General features: G+C 56.5%; 14 protein-coding genes and 1 pseudogene. 3 read left to right on the top strand and 12 right to left on the bottom strand.

The genetic code is table 11. The features are described from left to right. Window positions 1-66 precede the first annotated feature (66 nt). From LQK84_RS18765 to hppD, 12 genes are all read right to left on the bottom strand, one after another. Window positions 67-585 carry a LysR substrate-binding domain-containing protein gene (locus LQK84_RS18765; protein WP_230830267.1) on the bottom strand — a complete coding sequence of 173 codons (519 nt, stop codon included), beginning with the start codon at window positions 583-585 and terminating at the stop codon, window positions 67-69. A 53-nt stretch (window positions 586-638) separates the two neighbouring features. Further along, window positions 639-1,592 (bottom strand): ornithine cyclodeaminase family protein, encoded by a 954-nt coding sequence (locus tag LQK84_RS18770; protein ID WP_230830268.1) that lies wholly within the window; start codon window positions 1,590-1,592, stop codon window positions 639-641. Between the two features lie 88 nt (window positions 1,593-1,680). Next, the gene (locus LQK84_RS18775) at window positions 1,681-2,454 is read right to left on the bottom strand and encodes an amino acid ABC transporter ATP-binding protein (RefSeq protein WP_230830269.1); all 774 of its coding nucleotides are present in this window, start codon (window positions 2,452-2,454) and stop codon (window positions 1,681-1,683) included. Beyond that, complete coding sequence (locus tag LQK84_RS18780) at window positions 2,441-3,409, bottom strand: amino acid ABC transporter permease (RefSeq protein WP_230830270.1); 969 nt, start codon at window positions 3,407-3,409, stop codon at window positions 2,441-2,443. Before LQK84_RS18780 ends, LQK84_RS18775 begins: the two co-directional genes overlap by 14 nt. 31 nt (window positions 3,410-3,440) lie before the next feature. Next, complete coding sequence (locus tag LQK84_RS18785) at window positions 3,441-4,307, bottom strand: ABC transporter substrate-binding protein (protein WP_230830271.1); 867 nt, start codon at window positions 4,305-4,307, stop codon at window positions 3,441-3,443. 14 nt (window positions 4,308-4,321) lie between these two features. Next, a complete protein-coding gene (locus tag LQK84_RS18790; RefSeq protein ID WP_230830272.1) occupies window positions 4,322-5,398 on the bottom strand; it encodes an aminotransferase class V-fold PLP-dependent enzyme in 1,077 nt (358 codons plus the stop codon). After that, entirely contained in the window at window positions 5,395-5,997 is a 603-nt protein-coding gene (locus LQK84_RS18795; protein ID WP_230830273.1) for a helix-turn-helix transcriptional regulator, read from the bottom strand. The genes LQK84_RS18790 and LQK84_RS18795 overlap by 4 nt, the downstream gene beginning before the upstream one ends. A gap of 350 nt (window positions 5,998-6,347) precedes the next feature. Continuing rightward, entirely contained in the window at window positions 6,348-7,523 is a 1,176-nt protein-coding gene (locus LQK84_RS18800; protein WP_230830274.1) for an aromatic amino acid transaminase, read from the bottom strand. A gap of 9 nt (window positions 7,524-7,532) precedes the next feature. Continuing rightward, window positions 7,533-8,168 carry a maleylacetoacetate isomerase gene (gene maiA / locus LQK84_RS18805; protein WP_230830275.1) on the bottom strand — a complete coding sequence of 212 codons (636 nt, stop codon included), beginning with the start codon at window positions 8,166-8,168 and terminating at the stop codon, window positions 7,533-7,535. Then, window positions 8,165-9,187: a fumarylacetoacetate hydrolase family protein gene (locus LQK84_RS18810; protein WP_230830276.1), complete on the bottom strand. Its 1,023-nt coding sequence runs from the start codon at window positions 9,185-9,187 to the stop codon at window positions 8,165-8,167. The genes maiA and LQK84_RS18810 overlap by 4 nt, the downstream gene beginning before the upstream one ends. 11 nt (window positions 9,188-9,198) lie before the next feature. Further along, complete coding sequence (gene hmgA, locus LQK84_RS18815) at window positions 9,199-10,575, bottom strand: homogentisate 1,2-dioxygenase (RefSeq protein WP_230830277.1); 1,377 nt, start codon at window positions 10,573-10,575, stop codon at window positions 9,199-9,201. Between the two features lie 58 nt (window positions 10,576-10,633). Next, window positions 10,634-11,746, bottom strand: a complete 1,113-nt coding sequence (gene hppD / locus LQK84_RS18820; RefSeq protein WP_230830278.1) for a 4-hydroxyphenylpyruvate dioxygenase — start codon at window positions 11,744-11,746, stop codon at window positions 10,634-10,636. 129 nt (window positions 11,747-11,875) lie between these two features. Here hppD and LQK84_RS18825 point away from each other — a divergent pair, with 129 nt between their 5' ends. The 3 genes and pseudogenes from LQK84_RS18825 to LQK84_RS18835 all read left to right on the top strand — a co-directional run bounded on the left by LQK84_RS18825 (window position 11,876) and on the right by LQK84_RS18835 (window position 15,687). After that, window positions 11,876-12,385: an Lrp/AsnC family transcriptional regulator gene (locus LQK84_RS18825; RefSeq protein WP_230830279.1), complete on the top strand. Its 510-nt coding sequence runs from the start codon at window positions 11,876-11,878 to the stop codon at window positions 12,383-12,385. A gap of 128 nt (window positions 12,386-12,513) precedes the next feature. After that, window positions 12,514-13,104 (top strand): annotated as a pseudogene (locus tag LQK84_RS18830) (IS5 family transposase); the annotation flags it as partial. Window positions 13,105-13,620: 516 nt separating this feature from the next. Continuing rightward, window positions 13,621-15,687 (top strand): ATP-dependent helicase, encoded by a 2,067-nt coding sequence (locus tag LQK84_RS18835; RefSeq protein WP_230830280.1) that lies wholly within the window; start codon window positions 13,621-13,623, stop codon window positions 15,685-15,687. Window positions 15,688-15,690: the final 3 nt, after the last annotated feature.

Raw genomic sequence — 15,690 nt, forward strand, 5'->3', positions numbered from 1 at the left:
CGACGCTCAACGGACGTGATCACTTCAATCGGATGCTTCGTCATAGGACTACTCCTAGTGTTTGCACTAGGACTTCCGATGTTCACGCCAATCTCGCAAGGCGGCCCTCACCGGAGGCGTACCGCTGCGTGCACCTTCGATGGCATTGACAATGATCCGCGGTGGCGAAAGCGCTAGCTCACTTCCCTCGCGTGCGCGCCAGGGCTGAAGCTGACCCGTCATGCTGAACCGATAGGCTATGCGATCATGACCTTCGAGATTTGCAAATTGCGGCTCGCCGCGCCGGTTCAGATAATCAGGAGACGCAAAAAGCCCGTGGTAGAAAGGCCCAAAGCGTCGCTGCTTGAGCGAGCTATCCCGCAACGGGCCATTGCGGATGCCCAGATCGATGCCTTCTGCGACGAGGTCCACCATCGCATCGGAAAACCTGACTTCGATATCGACTTCGGAATGCGCGCATAGAAACGTCCCGATATTATCATTGAGAAAATGATAGCCCACCAGGGGCACGGTGAGTGTCAGGTGGCCCGCAATGCGTTCTTTCTTGTCGCGAACCCGCTCAATTGCATCATCAAGCGCGCTCATTGCCGGAGAAACAGAAGCTGTCTCATCGATCCGTGCACCAACGCCACTTGATGCTATTGCTCGGCGTTATGCAGTAGGTCGAGCACAGTTCGTGTGATCGCGATGTCTTGCACTGCCAGTCCTGTAAGATCGGCTATTGTGATTTCTACGTTGGAGCGACGCCCTAGCTCCCGGTTCGAAAGAATAGCACCGAGTTCAACGCATCTGCCGGGATCGATTAACCCTTGGCGGTGAGCGGCGGAGAACTCCCCGTGATCGAGGCATTGATGAGCTAGATCCATCACAAGGCGATCAGCACGAGCGACCAAAGCCGATTCTAGCTCCTGCTTCCCTGGAGAGTCGGCACCTATCGCGGTGATGTGGGTGCCAGGCCTTATCCAGTCTGAGAATATCACGGGCGACGACGCAGGCGTTGTGGTGACGATCGCGTCTGCCTTTGCACATAGTTGTCGAATATCCTGGGCTATGGCCACTACAATATTCTCGCGAGAAAGGTCGATCGCCATTTCTTCGACCCGCGCAAGATTTCTACCCCACGCGTGGAATTCCAATGGCTTGTCCGAAATCGCGGTAAGCGCTCTTAGATGCTGGCGGGCTTGAATGCCCGAGCCAACAATTCCTATCACCCTCGCATCCTGTCGCGCCAGCGCCAACGTCGCAATTGCCCCTCCGACTGCAGTCCGGAGCTGCGTGAGAAGTCCCCGATCATCGAGGACGGCAACGATCTCGCCCGTATGTGCTGAAGCCGCAATTACGATGCCGTTGTTCGAGGGAAGTCCCCTCGCCGGATTATCATAGAAGCCAGAAGACAGCTTCACGACGAAAATCGGATCTCCAGCAATGTGCCCGAATTTCACGTGGCAGTCTGCGTTTGGAAAGCCCAGATATCCAACCGGCGGTAGTTGCGCACGTCCATCGATAGCAGCCACGTAAGCGTCCCTTATGGCGGCGACACTTTCGCGTAACAATGGCAGCGGTTCTATTTCTTCTCTGGCGATGAATCTCATGCCGGTAACGATCTCCGGTTGACGCCCGGATGAAGCTTTGGGTCCATCCGAGCTTACTTGATTTTTTGGTGAGGGCTGGTCCCTGGACTTAGTTGAGACTTGCGAAAAAGCCTTGGGCTGCCTTCGTCTTCGGAGCCGACATGACGTCCTTGGTCGGCCCCATCTCTTCAATGCGGCCGTTGTGCATCAGGACTGTGACGTCAGAGACATCGCGTGCGAACCGCAATTCGTGCGTGACAACTAACATAGTCATCCCATCTGCGGCTAGCTGTTGCATGACAGATAGGACTTCGCCCACCAATTCGGGATCCAACGCTGACGTTGGCTCGTCAAACAAGATGAGTTCTGGCTTCATAGCCAATGATCTTGCGATCGCTACCCGCTGTTGTTGTCCCCCGGAGAGCGACGTTGGATAGACCGACGCCTTGTCGGACATTCCCACCTTTTCCAGAAAATGGCGAGCCTGCTCTTCTGCCTCGCGAGCCGGAACTGATAGTACCATCTTAGGTGCCATCGTGATGTTTTCGAGCACTGTCATGTGGGGGAAAAGATTGAACCCCTGAAATACCATCCCGATCTTGGTTCGCTGGCGAGCCAGCGCGACGGCCCCCAAAGGGTACAGTCGATCGCCTTTTTCGTGGTATCCGATAAGCTCTCCGTTTAGAGCGATACGTCCCGCACTTACTGGTTCAAGCGCATTTATCGTCCGAAGCAGCGTCGACTTTCCCGAGCCACTCCGTCCAAGGATGCAAATGACTTCGCCCTTATCAACTTGGAGGTCGATGCCCCGCAGAATGTGGTCGGCACCAAAGAACTTATGGACGCCTTCAATCGCAAGAAAGGGAACGTTACCGGCCGACATCTGCCACCTCCGAAGCCGCGTTGCTCTCAGCAATGCTGCGCTGCATGGCGAGCGATTGCTGTTCGCGCAAAGATCGATCCTTCAACATCGCGATGATGAGATTTGGAGGACGTCTAACGCCTTTGTTGAACTTTCGCTCTAGCCAAGCTTGAAACACGCTCAGCACAGTCGTCATCACGAGATACCAGAAGCTGGCAACAAGGAGCAGCGGTATGATCTCGTAGGTGTTGTTGTAGATCGACTGCGCATTCGTAAGAAGATCGTGTCCGGCAATTACCGATACGAGCGAGGTGGTCTTGAGCATCCCGATCACGGCATTTCCGAGCGGTGGTATCACCACCCGCATTGCCTGCGGCAAAACGATCTTGCGCATAGCTCTCGAAGGCGTGAGGCCAAGCGAATGAGCGGCTTCGATCTGGCCAAAATTCACAGACAGAATGCCCGCTCGAACGACTTCCGAAGCATAGGCAGCCTCATTTAACCCGAGCGCGAGCAACGCCGCTGTGAACGCCCCGATTACCGAACTGGTGGGCGCTGTGAAAAATATGACATCGGTACCAGGTATCCCGAGCACGAAGTCTGGATACAGGGCGCCCAGAAACCCCCAGAAAATTATCTGAACAAGCTGCGGAGTTCCCCGGAAGAACCAAATATAGGCCGTTGACATAACGACGAGTACCGGATTCCCGGATAGGCGCATCAAGGCAAGGATGACTGCGCCGATGACACCGATAATCATCGCGAGCGCTGTCAACTCGATCGTTACGACGACGCCGCTTAGGATTTCGGGATGGAAAAGATATCTCGCCACCGCGTCCCATTCGAAACGAGGGTTGGTCGCCATGGACTTGAATGCAAATCCCATGATGACGAGCAAGATTGCCGCTGCGATCCGTCGGCCCCAGAAAATCTGGGGCGCGACAATCGTCGGCTTCGTTGATGCTTGAGCTTTCATGTGCAATCTCAACGTTGAGCCGATACGACGATCATTTGATCGCGGCGTTGATGGTGATCTTGTCGACGCTGAGAGCCTTGATGTCGTACTTGTCCATGATTTTCGCGTAGGTGCCGTTGTCAATTAGCGCCTGAAGCGCTGCTTGCATTGCATCACGAAGTTGATTGTTGTTCTTCGGCACAGCGACGCCTAGCGGGAAACGGGGGTTCTCGAAGTCTGTGTAAACCGAGAAATCGTACGCCTTACCGCCGTCCACAGTCTGTGCGATGTATGCGAGACCTGCGGCATCGCTCAGCATCGCATCGGCGCCACCGGACTTAATCGCCAATTCTGCTTCTGTTGAGGATGGGTAAAGAACCGGTTCAGCCGCCTTTTTGCCCAATTGCACACATTTGGCTGAGAGGTCCTGGATGTCCTTCTCGCCCGTTCCGCCCTTCTGCGTGGAAATCTTCAAGCCGCATAGATCGGCCTTACCTTTTAGACCCGCACCCTTCTTCATGAGAATGCCGCCCTGCCCGACGGCATAGTCGACAAAGTCGACGATTTTCTGCCTCTGGGTCTTGTCGGTGATGCTTGACCAGGCAAGGTCATAGTTGCCCGCTGCCAAACCTGGCAGGATGCCGTCAAACGGCTGCTTCTGCCATTCGAACTTCACGCCAAGCAATTCCCCTGCCGCCTGGCTCAAGTCATACTCGAAGCCGGTGAGCTTGTTGTCCTTGTCCATGAACTCATATGGGGGGAATGGAAAGTCGGAAGCGACGCGGACCACTCCGGTGGTCTTAATCTTCTCCGGAAGCATAGCGTTCAGTTTTGCATCGGCCGCATTTGCCACGGCGGTCCCAGCAACCATTCCCGAAAGGAGCGAGACAATGGCAAGCGTGCGTTTGACAGTTTTCATTTAGGTTCCCTCTGTTATTTGGGCATCAACGAGATTTGCTTGAGAAGACCCACCGCGTTACGGCACTCGTTGATGGATACCGTAAAGTGAGGTGAGAGGCGGATGGCGCCTGCTCGCGCCGAAAGATAAAGACCGGCGGCCCGCGCTTGTCCGACGATGTACTCGGCCTGGGCTGCGGGGAACGGAAAGCTAACGATGCCCGAGCTTTGACGGCCATTGCCTCCAAGTGGTGACCAACCCACATCTTGACCAAAGTCCCTGATCGCCTGAGCCGCTTGAATGGTATCGTTTCTTATTTTCTCGATGCCGAATTCCTGCATCCAGGAGATCGATGCCGCGAGATTGTGCATGGCAACGTAGCTCTGCGTCGATGGGACTATAGGCCAAAGGCTTGGCCCCAAGCGGGAAGCAAGAACGTCAAGTAGCCTCTCCGAAATATGAGCGACCGCCGAGCCAAGTGCGCCAGCGAGCCATTTGAATCCGGCGGCCACCACAACGTCAGCTTCAATCTTCTCGGGATTCAATGGTGCTATGGGAAGCCCTTGGGAAGCATCAACAACAAGGACGAAATTCAGATGCCGCCTTGCCTTGCCAAGCTCTTCGATGGGATTGACGCGCCCCGTCACCCAATGCACTTGACTAACGACGACCACTTCAGTTCGATCGCTGATCGCCTCGAGCAAGTTCGTTGAACCATCTTCCGCACTTTCGACGAATCTTAGTTCCAATCCAGTTTGTCGAGATAACGTGCGAGCGACCTCTACCAGCCCAGGATACTCGTTCGCTGCGCATACAATTGTTCCGCCGTTGTGCGGCAACGCTTGAAGGATCGAATAGGCGGCGCTCATCGAACTCGAAGCGATGAATGATTTTCCGCCAGTGACACCAAGGAGCGAACGAACGGCCTGCTCGGCGTGGGCAATCACCCGGTCGCTGCTCAGATCGGAGTGCGACGCCATTCCCCACGACATCTTCTGTTCGAGCATCGCACCGGTAGAAGTTCGCACGGACTGCGGTGTAATGCCGAGCGCTGCAACATCGAAGTATCGAATGCTTCGCAGATTATCGAACTCTTCGATTGAGGCGCTCATTTCGCAATCCTTCCCGAACCACGAATTTCGCTAAGCGATTGGTAGATGCTCGAACGGGAGACCTGCAGCGCCCTCGCTACATAGTCTGCGGACTTTCTCATGGAGAATAACCCGCGCTCATCGAGTTCTGCGATGATCTGAAGCCTCTCCTGCCTGTCCAATGCCGTCCTATGTCGCTCGTTGGCGCGACACCAATCTTCGATGACCTGGTTCATCTGACCATGCCAATCGCCCGCAGCCAGGGCCGGCGGTTGAACCTTCAGCGGGGTTGCAAAACGCTGCAACACACCGATAGCGTCATTGAGGACCGTAAGATCGAAGTTAATGCACAGAAGGTAGCGGCCACCCTGCAGGGGAATGCTGACGCACGAGACGCGCCTCCCATCAATGAGCGTTCGTTCGAAAGGGCCCATTACGGCGTCGAGCTGAGCGCCCACTATTGATTCAGCGTCCAGCAGCGTCTCCTCGCCGACTGAACGCTTCGAGTAGGCGTTCCATAGCTTTGCGATACGGTCGTTTTTAACGTCGTGAAGGACGGCCTCCACGTGCGGATAGAACAGCGCGACTATCCCTGAAACGACCCGATCCAACTCCTCCATGGGCTAATCCTTCCGTGAATTCATTCTGGACAATTCGTACATTTTGGACATTTTGTTGTCAACGTTTTTTGAGATGGGTTACATCTCGCATGGACTTTTTTTGGTGAGGTACGACGCCCAGCAGACCGGTAGTCGTGATCCGACCCGCCACTGTGTGAACGGCCGTCGGCGCACGATTTCTTTCGAGAAAATCGACAAAAGAGATCTGTCCGGCGTGTATGTTGAGCCGAGGGTCCGGCACCGCAGTCGTGTCGTGGGCGAGGGCGCGATGGGTCGCAGTCGCGGCTGAGAAGACAATCAATGTGCAACTACACCGCAAATCGCGGCCCAGTTCCATCAGCCGCTATTCGTTAATGCAAATGTGGGACCAGGACGCTCGCCAAGCGTCCGACTTGGTCGAGGCGTAGGCCCGCAATGTTAATTCTGCCACTTTCCGGCATGTAGATCGCGTGTCGGTGGCGAATCGACATGACCGTGTCGCCAGCCAAGGGCAAAAGGGAGAACATCCCTTCCTGACTAGCAATCGCGGCCATCGTTGGTACTTGCTGGGAGAGAGCACCCGCAAGGGCTTGCCGGATTTCCACTATGCGCAACCGCATCGTTTCTAGCTCCGCGTACCATGATGCCCTGAGGTCGCCGTCGGCAAGGATGGTTCTAACAATCTCGGCCCCGTGCGCAGGAGGCATCGAGTAGTTGACGCGGGCAAGAGAGGCGAGAGCCCCTCTCACTTTAGGTAGAACGTTTCCTGAATTGGAGCTTGCATAGATTGCTCCTGTTCGCTCGCGATAAAGACCAAAGGACTTTGAGCAAGATACAGCGATCAGGGCCTCCGGGCAGGCTTTAAGAAGGATATGAAGTCCCATCCTGTCTTCGTAGATGCCCCGTCCAAACCCTTGGTATGCGCTGTCCAGCAGCGGAATGAGGCCGCGTCCGGCCATGACCTTTGCAATCGCATTCCAGTCCTCCAGAGCCAGCGCGGCCCCGGTGGGATTATGACAGCTTGCGTGCAAAAGGACGACGTCTCCGGACGAAGCGCCACTCAGTGCGCTTAGCATTTCCTCCACGCGAATGGATTGCGTGGTTGCGTCGAAGTACGGGTGTGTTCTTACGGTAAGGCCTGCGGCGCTGAAAATGCCGTTATGATTTGGCCATGTCGGCGTTCCAATCCAGACTGTCCGAGGACCCTGGTAAGCGAGTAGCTCGGCCGCGAGACGGAGCGCTCCACTGCCTCCCGGTGTTTGTAGGCCTATAACGGAAGTTTGGTTCCAGTCGGCCCCCAGAACTTCTTTCGCGAGAAGGTCGAGGAAGGCTGGATCACCTTCCGGGCCGATATATGCTTTGGACTTCTGAGTATCCCAAATTCGTTTTTCGGCTTCCTTCACCGCCTGCATGATGGCGGTCTGCCCATTATCATCACGGTACATCCCGACGCCAAGGTCGATTTTCGTGTTTCGCGGATCGTCACGGTGCAAGCCAATCAATGCTAAGAGCGCGTCTTCTGACGGGGCGGTCAATTCGTCGAACATTCTGTGTTCCTAGATGGGTTTTACAGCGTCGGGGTGAGCCTCGCGAAATGACGCCAGCTCGGCACATCGCGCGTCGATCTCGACAATGCGTTTGAATTCCTGCAGATCGATGCCCCAACGACGAGCGTTGTAAACCTGTGGGACGAGACAAAGGTCCGCAATTGTAGGACGGTCGCCTAAGCAGTAATTGCCGTCGCTGCTGGAGAGCATCGCTTCAAGTTTGGACAAACCGTCCGAAATGAAATGGGACATCCAGGCCTCTCGCGCGTCCTTAGCTCCAGTGAGTGTGACGACGTGAGAAGCCACATGCATGTTGCAAATGGGATGAATGTCCATAGCGACTGCGTCAGCAAGTGCTCGAACGCGATGTCGTGCGGCTGGTTCGTCGGGGAGCAAATCGGTGCCTGGCCGGGTTTCGTGGATGTACTCGATCATAGCCAGCGATTGGCTGAGTTTCTCACCGTCGATCAAGAGCGTTGGGACAAGCCCCTGAGGATTGACCTTTTTGTAGTCCGGCTTCCGGTGTTCGCCCGTCAATAAATCAACCGGCACTCGCCTGTAGCTGATGCCCGCGAGGTTAAGTGCGATACGGACACGGTAGCTCGCCGACGACCGCCAGTAATCATAGAGGACGATTTCGCTCACGCTGGCGGGCCTTTATACTTCGTGACAGTTTGATCAATCGTACCGAAGACTGAATGCCCATCTCGATCCTTCATCTCGATATGAACTCGATCGCCAAACTTCATGAACACCGTCTTTGGGGAGCCGGATTCTATAGTTTCGATCATTCTGATTTCCGCGATACAGGAATACCCATCTCCTCCTTGCTCGATGGCCTTTCCTGGACCGCCATCGAGCTTGTTGGAAACAGTCCCAGAGCCGATGATAGTGCCCGCCACGAGGTTCCGCGTCTTTGCAGCATGTGAGATCAGGTCGCCAAAATCGAAGGTCATATCGACACCGGCATTGGCCCGGCCGAAGGGTGTGCCGTTGAGCGTCACTAACAAGGGTAGATGGACCTTTCCTCCATCCCACGCGTCACCAAGCTCATCGGGCGTGACGGCAACGGGCGAGAATGCCGAGGCAGGCTTCGATTGTAAAAAGCCAAATCCTTTGGCTAGCTCCGCAGGGATCAGTCCTCGCAGTGAGACGTCGTTGACAAGCATAACCAGGCGGATGGCCTTTCGAGCTTGTTCAGGTGTCACGCCCATCGGGACATCGTCCAAGACAACGGCAACTTCGGCTTCCATGTCTATCCCGAAGGATTCTTCGGCTATCGAGATTGGCTCATGCGGTCCAAGGAAGCTGTCAGAGCAACCCTGGTACATAAGGGGATCTGTCCAGAAACTTTCCGGCATCTCCGCGTTGCGGGCCTTCCGGACAAGTTCGACGTGATTGACGTAGGCCGAGCCGTCAATCCATTGAAATGCCCTGGGAAGCGGCGAAGCCGCATCGCGCTCGACAAACGGCTGGGTCGGCACCGTGTCTTCCTCGACCGCGTTGGCGAGCACGGCAAGCCCCGGTAACGCAACGTTCCAATCGTCCAGCGCCGCCTGCAATGTTCTTGCAATTTGGCCAGCATCCGCGCAACGCGCGAGGTCACGAGATACCACGACGAGCCTGCCGTCCCGGGTGCCGTCCTTTAAGGTCGCGAGCTTCATTTCTTGATCCGTTAATTGTTTGGCTTGCTCTTGATGCCAGGTGTGCCGTCGAACTTGCGGTCGAGGCCATCCCAGCATTCAATGTAGTTGTCCTGCAGCGTCTCCAGCTCGGCGGCAAATTTGGTGAGTTGCTGCGGAAAGCGCGTCTCAAACATGAACGCCATGGTGTGGTCGAGTTTCACCGGCTTCAAATCGGTGTTGGAAGCTTTGTCGAACCCTCCCGCGTCCGGACCGTGGGGCAGCATCATATTGTGAAGACTCATGCCGCCCGGCACGAAGCCAGTCTCTTTGGCATCGTATTGGCCTTGGATCAGGCCCATGAACTCGCTCATGATATTTCGGTGATACCACGGCGGACGGAAGGTGTGCTCGGCGACCATCCAACGAGGCGGGAAGATCACGAAGTCGACGTTCGCTGTTCCGGCTTCTTCTGTTGGTGCGGTCAACACCGTGAAGATCGATGGGTCGGGATGGTCAAAAAGGATCGCACCCACAGGAGAGAAGGTCCGTAGGTCGTACTTGAACGGCGCGTAGTTGCCATGCCAGGCGACAACGTCGAGCGGGGAATGGCCGATCTCAGTCACGTAGAACTTACCGCACCATTTGACATGAACCCGGCACACCGTCTCCTTATCTTCGTAGGCGGCAACTGGCGTCTTAAAATCTCGTGGATTGGCAAGGCAGTTGGCGCCGATGGGACCGCGATCCGGGAGCGTGAACTTCGCTCCATAGTTTTCGCAGATATAACCGCGCCAGATATCGCCCTCGCCGATCCGTGAAACTTTGAACATCATCCCTCGGGGGATGAGGCAAATCTCCAGCGGTTCAACGTGCATCACGCCCATCTCGGTGAAAACCCGGATGGTTCCAAGCTGCGGAACAACTAGCATCTCGCCATCGGCGTTGAAGAAGTAGTCGTCCACCATATCGGCGTTGAACGTATAAGCGTGTGCCGCCATACCAACCTGCGTCAGCACGTCGCCCGCCGTCGTCATCGTTCGGATGCCTGCGAGAAAGTCGAGCTCCGTATTGGGAACAGGTAGCGGATCCCAACGCAATTGCCCGAGCGGCAGTGAGTGCTCGTCAAGGCATGGGGCGGTCTTCCAATAAGGATAACTGGCGTTCGAAAAGCGACGCATGTGTCGAACACTTGGCCGAATCCGGTAAAGCCAAGAACGTTCGTTTGTTCCACGCGGTGCTGTGAACGGCGACCCGGACAGCTGTTCGGCATAGAGCCCGTAGTTGCACTTCTGAGGGCTGTTCTGCCCTTGCGGAAGCGCACCTGGAAGCGCCTCGGTTTCAAAGTCGTTCCCGAAACCCGGCATGTAAGTCGGTCCGTTGCGCACGACCCGCGAGCCGACTGGCCTCTCAGCTACCACCAGTTCCATTTCATCCTCCCGAAAGTTGCAGCGATGGCCCAGTCTTTCGACGAGGCCTCGGATCATGTTACTCGGCCTCGGTCGGCTTGATAACGCCGCGCTTTATTTGATCAGCCTCGATCGATTCGAACAGGGCTCTAAAGTTTCCCTCCCCGAACCCTTCGTCGCCCTTGCGTTGGATGAATTCAAAGAAGATCGGACCAATCACGGTCTTCGAGAAGATCTGCAGCAAGATTTTGGTCATGCCACCGTTCACCACGCCCTCTCCGTCAATGAGAATCCCGTGCTGCCTCATCCGGTCGATCGGCTCGTCATGACCGTTCACGCGATCGTATGACATCTCATAGTAAGTTTCCGGCGGACCGGGCATGAAGCGCAAGCCGTTCGCGGCGAGCTTGTCGGTCGCGGCGTAGATACCGTCGGTTCCAACTGCGATGTGCTGGATGCCCTCCCCCTTGTATTTCCTTAGATACTCCTCAATCTGACTGGTGTCGTCCTTCGACTCGTTCAGTGGAATACGGATCTTGCCGCAGGGCGAGGTGATCGCCCGGCTAACAAGGCCTGTCATGCGGCCGTCAATGTCGAAAAAGTGGATCTGCGTAAAGTTGAACAGTTCGCGATAGAAGCCCCACCACTTGTCCATATTTCCACGATAGACGTTGTGGGTCAGATGGTCGAGGAAGTAGAAGCCGACACCTTCAGGCCGGGGGTCGCGTTTGCCAAGCCATTCAAACTCGGCGTCGTAAGGAGAGCCCTTCGCACCGTAGCTGTCGATAAAGTAAAGTAGTGAGCCACCTATGCCGACAATGGCGGGTACATCCAACGTCTTGTCTGTACCTTCGTACGGAACGGCCCCCATTGACACCGCGTGGTCGAAGGCGTGCCTAGCATCGACGACCCGCCACGCCATCGACGGTGCGCACGGTCCATGCTCCTCTACGAAACGAGTACCGTGGCTGCCTGGCTCGGCGTTCAGGATATAATTGATATCGCCTTGCCTCCAGACCGTAATATCTTTGGTTTTGTGCCTGGCAACGGGGGCGTAACCCATACGCGTGAAAAGCTCCTGCAGTTTCTCGGGCTCCGCGTGTGCAAATTCGACGAACTCGAAGCCATCCGTCCCTGCGGGATTATCAGCTGTGATTTCAGATGGCGGCGCGTCGTGTGGAAAGGGTCCCATTGCTATCTCCCCAAAGGCGGTCAAATCAATAAGGTCATTATCGCGCACGAAGCGTGCAATGTTCTTGCGAAGTTGGCGGATGGATGCGAAAGTTCGCACGATCTTTGAGCAAAAACTGAGTTTCCCGCAATGAATGAGCAGCTTGATAAATTCGATCTACGTCTCCTAGACGAACTTCAAAGAGACGGCCGCCTTACAAACAACGAGCTTGGGGAACGGGTGTCGCTTTCGCCATCGCAATGTTCCCGAAGACGAATGCGGCTGGAAGAAGAAGGATATATCTCCGGGTACCAGGCCATACTCGACCGGCAGAAAATCGGTTTGGAGTTGATGGTCGTCATTTCAGTCACACTCGCGACGCATAACCGCGACAACGCTCAACGATTCTCAAAGTTGATCAACGGTTTGCCAGAGGTTTTGGAAGCTTATGCCCTCACCGGAGAAATGGACTACCACCTGAAAGTGGCCGTGCGCGGGCTTTCCGATCTATCGAGGTTTGTAAACGATGTCCTTCTTCCGCACGAGTCCGTTCAGCACGTGAAGACGTCAATCGTTCTCGATACGCTGAAGACGTTCGAAGGTTTCCCCGTGGTGGGACCCGATCCCACTTTGAAGCACCGAATGATATCGCGCAATTAATCATGCCATGCAGCGTTGGAGCACGGACCCTTCATCGGCAGTGGCGTAGTTAGCTGGGGTGGAAACAGCGCGACTGACTTAACATTCGTTTGAAACACAACGCTTGCCGCCGTCATCGTATCGGCAAGATGAAGTTCAAAGTGACGACCTGGGCAGAATACCAGGCAGGCCTTCGACGGCGTGGCAGCCTGACCCTGTGGATGATGCCGGAGGCGCTATCGTCGTGGCCGGCATCGAAGCGGACGAAGCGCGGTGGACAGCCGCGCTACTCCGATCTGGCGATCGAAACTGCCCTGACGCTTGGGCTGGTGTTCGGCCTTCGACTGCGTCAGACGGAGGGCTTTTTGACCTCCTTGCTAAAGCTGATTGGGCTTGATCTCGCCGTTCCCGATCACACGACCCTGAGCCGTCGTGCAAATAAACCGAGAGCGCCGAACAAGCGCCCAGATAGGGGCATCCCGGGAAGGTCCCGTCCACTTATTGATCGATAGTACGGGGCTGCAGGTCTACGGCGCTGGCCAATGGCTGGAGGAAAAGCATGGCATCAAATCCGGTCGGGGGTGGCGCAAGCTGCACCTGGCGCTGGACCCCGACAGCGGCGATATCATTATACGTCATTACGGACCAAGATGCCGGCGACGCCTCGCAGGCGGAGCCGTTGCTCCACCAGATCTGTATGCCGATCGGACAGTTCACAAGCCGATGGCGCTTATGACGGAGATCATGACGCAAGAAAGTTGGAGACTCATTGTCGAAGCAGAAAAGGACTGGACTCGAACAGGATTTTGTTCCTATTTTGTTCGCCTATGCCGAACCCAAAGTTTGAAGACAACCGGAACCCCAATGACCGGACACTGCGTGATGTGGTGGACGACCGGCTGGCACTCTTTTTCGAATGCGCAAGTTGTGAGAGGCTATCGCAGAGCGACCTTCTCGACTTGGTCTGGAGGTTCGGTCCCGATACCAAGATTGAAACCATTCGCTTCAAGGTCGTCTGCTCAAGATGCAACGCGCGCAGAGCAACGCCGCTTTTGAAGAGCGCTTATCGGCGCGGAGATGCCGCCTGGTTTCCAAGGCCCCCGCTTGCGACCAGGTGAGACGGCTGAGTCCAGCCCGATAAGTCGGCCTTGTTGGGGCTTTCCAGTCCCGGTGCATGCTGATATGTTCCATATTTGTTCCGGCAGCAATGATACAGCGATTCCGGACGCACACTTGTATGCATGCGACGGGGACAGATGGCGGCTTATCTGGAAAAACTGAACGACAGGCAGCGTGACGCAGTCGTCCATGGGGTCGGTTCTGAAGACGGATCGATCGGCGGTCCGCTTCTCATCATTGCGGGAGCCGGGTCGGGCAAGACCAATACACTGGCGCATCGCGTCGCCCACCTGATCGTCAATGGAGCGGATCCGCGCCGTATTCTGCTCATGACATTTTCGCGTCGCGCAGCCTCCGAGATGGGACGGCGGGTTGAGCGCATTTGTCGGCAGGTGCTTGGCGACAATGCTGCGATCATGACCGACGCGCTCGCCTGGGCTGGAACGTTTCACGGGATCGGCGCGCGGCTCTTGCGGATGTATGCCGACCAGATCGGCTTGAATGCCGACTTCACGATCCATGATCGCGAGGACAGCGCCGATCTGATGAATCTGGTCCGCCACGAGCTCGGCCTCTCCAAGACCGAGAGCCGCTTCCCGACCAAAGGAACCTGCCTTGCGATCTACTCCCGCGTCGTCAACGCGCAGACGTCAATCGCCGATGTCCTGAAGTCCGCCTACCCTTGGGCCGCAAGCTGGGAGGCGGAACTGAAGCGGCTTTTTGCGGCGTATGTCGAGGCCAAACAGGCACAGAACGTCCTCGATTATGATGATCTGCTCCTTTACTGGGCGCAGATGATGTCGGATGCGGAACTGGCCGACGACATCGGCGGTCGCTTCGATCATGTCCTGGTCGATGAGTATCAGGACACCAATAAGCTTCAGGCTTCCGTTCTGATGGCCATGAAGCCGGGCGGCCGCGGATTGACGGTCGTCGGTGACGATGCCCAGTCAATCTATTCCTTCCGGGCCGCCACCGTGCGCAACATCCTCGATTTCCCGTCCGAGTTCTCGCCGAAGCCCGCCGACGTCATCACGCTTGACCGGAATTACCGCTCGACGCAGCCGATCCTCTCCGCTGCCAATGGCGTGATCGATCTCGCCCGAGAGCGCTTCACCAAGAACCTATGGACGGATCGCGCGTCCGAGCAGCGCCCTCTCCTCGTCACCGTCAAGGACGAGAACGATCAGGCGAGCTACATCGTGGAACAGGTGCTGGCCAATCGCGAGATTGGCATGACGCTGAAGCAACAGGCAGTCCTCTTCCGCACGTCCAGCCACAGCGGCGCGCTGGAAGTCGAACTCACCCGTCGTAACATCCCCTTCGTGAAGTTCGGCGGGCTCAAGTTCCTCGACAGCGCCCATGTGAAGGACCTGCTGGCAACGCTCCGCTTTGCTCAGAACCCAAGGGATCGTGTGGCAGGGTTTCGCATTCTTCAGATGCTCCCCGGCATTGGCCCGCAGACTGCAGGCAAGATCCTCGACACGATTGCCGCTGATCCCGAACCCTTGCAGTCGCTTGCAGAAATCCCTCCACCGCCGAAGACGGGCGAGGATTGGCCGGCCTTCATCAAGCTGGTCTCCAGCCTCCGCAAGGCCGAGGGTGGCTGGCCGGGTGAGATGGAGATTGCGCGCCTCTGGTATGAGCCGCATCTTGACCGCATCCATGAGGATGCAGACACCCGCAAGGCCGACCTTCTTCAACTCGAGCAGATCGCCAGTGGCTATCCAAGCCGCGAGCGGTTTCTCACCGAGCTGACGCTCGACCCGCCGGATGCGACCAGCGATCAGGCAGGCGTGCCGTTGCTGGATGAGGACTATCTGATCCTCTCGACCATCCATTCCGCCAAGGGACAGGAATGGCGTTCGGTGTTCATGCTGAACGTCGTCGATGGCTGCATTCCATCCGACCTCGGAGCGGGAACGACGGCTGAGCTCGAAGAGGAGCGGCGGCTACTCTATGTCGGTATGACGCGGGCACGTGATCACCTCGCCCTCATCACGCCGCAACGCTTCTTCACCCACGGGCAGAATGCGCAAGGCGATCGGCATGTATACGCCTCTCGCACCCGCTTCATCCCGGCAACGCTGCTGCAATTCTTCGAGACGACGAGCTGGCCAAAGGTCTCTGCTGCCGCCAGCGAACGCAGCGCCCGCCAGATCAGGATCGACGTTGGCGCGAGGATGCGCGGGATGTGGCAATAAGAG

It is taken from the genome of Rhizobium sp. C4, from assembly GCF_021026315.1.
Lineage (GTDB): Bacteria > Pseudomonadota > Alphaproteobacteria > Rhizobiales > Rhizobiaceae > Ensifer_A.

Bases quoted from the DNA above. Each gene is read 5' to 3' on its own strand.
- LQK84_RS18780 (WP_230830270.1), bottom strand. From the start codon at position 3,409: ATGAAAGCTCAAGCATCAACGAAGCCGACGATTGTCGCGCCCCAGATT.
- LQK84_RS18795 (WP_230830273.1), bottom strand. From the start codon at position 5,997: ATGGAGGAGTTGGATCGGGTCGTTTCAGGGATAGTCGCGCTGTTCTAT.
- hppD (WP_230830278.1), bottom strand. From the start codon at position 11,746: ATGGGACCCTTTCCACACGACGCGCCGCCATCTGAAATCACAGCTGAT.
- LQK84_RS18775 (WP_230830269.1), bottom strand. From the start codon at position 2,454: ATGTCGGCCGGTAACGTTCCCTTTCTTGCGATTGAAGGCGTCCATAAG.
- LQK84_RS18770 (WP_230830268.1), bottom strand. From the start codon at position 1,592: ATGAGATTCATCGCCAGAGAAGAAATAGAACCGCTGCCATTGTTACGC.
- LQK84_RS18835 (WP_230830280.1), top strand. From the start codon at position 13,621: ATGGCGGCTTATCTGGAAAAACTGAACGACAGGCAGCGTGACGCAGTC.
- LQK84_RS18790 (WP_230830272.1), bottom strand. From the start codon at position 5,398: ATGAGCGCCTCAATCGAAGAGTTCGATAATCTGCGAAGCATTCGATAC.
- hmgA (WP_230830277.1), bottom strand. From the start codon at position 10,575: ATGGAACTGGTGGTAGCTGAGAGGCCAGTCGGCTCGCGGGTCGTGCGC.
- LQK84_RS18765 (WP_230830267.1), bottom strand. From the start codon at position 585: ATGAGCGCGCTTGATGATGCAATTGAGCGGGTTCGCGACAAGAAAGAA.
- LQK84_RS18785 (WP_230830271.1), bottom strand. From the start codon at position 4,307: ATGAAAACTGTCAAACGCACGCTTGCCATTGTCTCGCTCCTTTCGGGA.
- LQK84_RS18810 (WP_230830276.1), bottom strand. From the start codon at position 9,187: ATGAAGCTCGCGACCTTAAAGGACGGCACCCGGGACGGCAGGCTCGTC.
- LQK84_RS18800 (WP_230830274.1), bottom strand. From the start codon at position 7,523: ATGTTCGACGAATTGACCGCCCCGTCAGAAGACGCGCTCTTAGCATTG.
- LQK84_RS18825 (WP_230830279.1), top strand. From the start codon at position 11,876: ATGAATGAGCAGCTTGATAAATTCGATCTACGTCTCCTAGACGAACTT.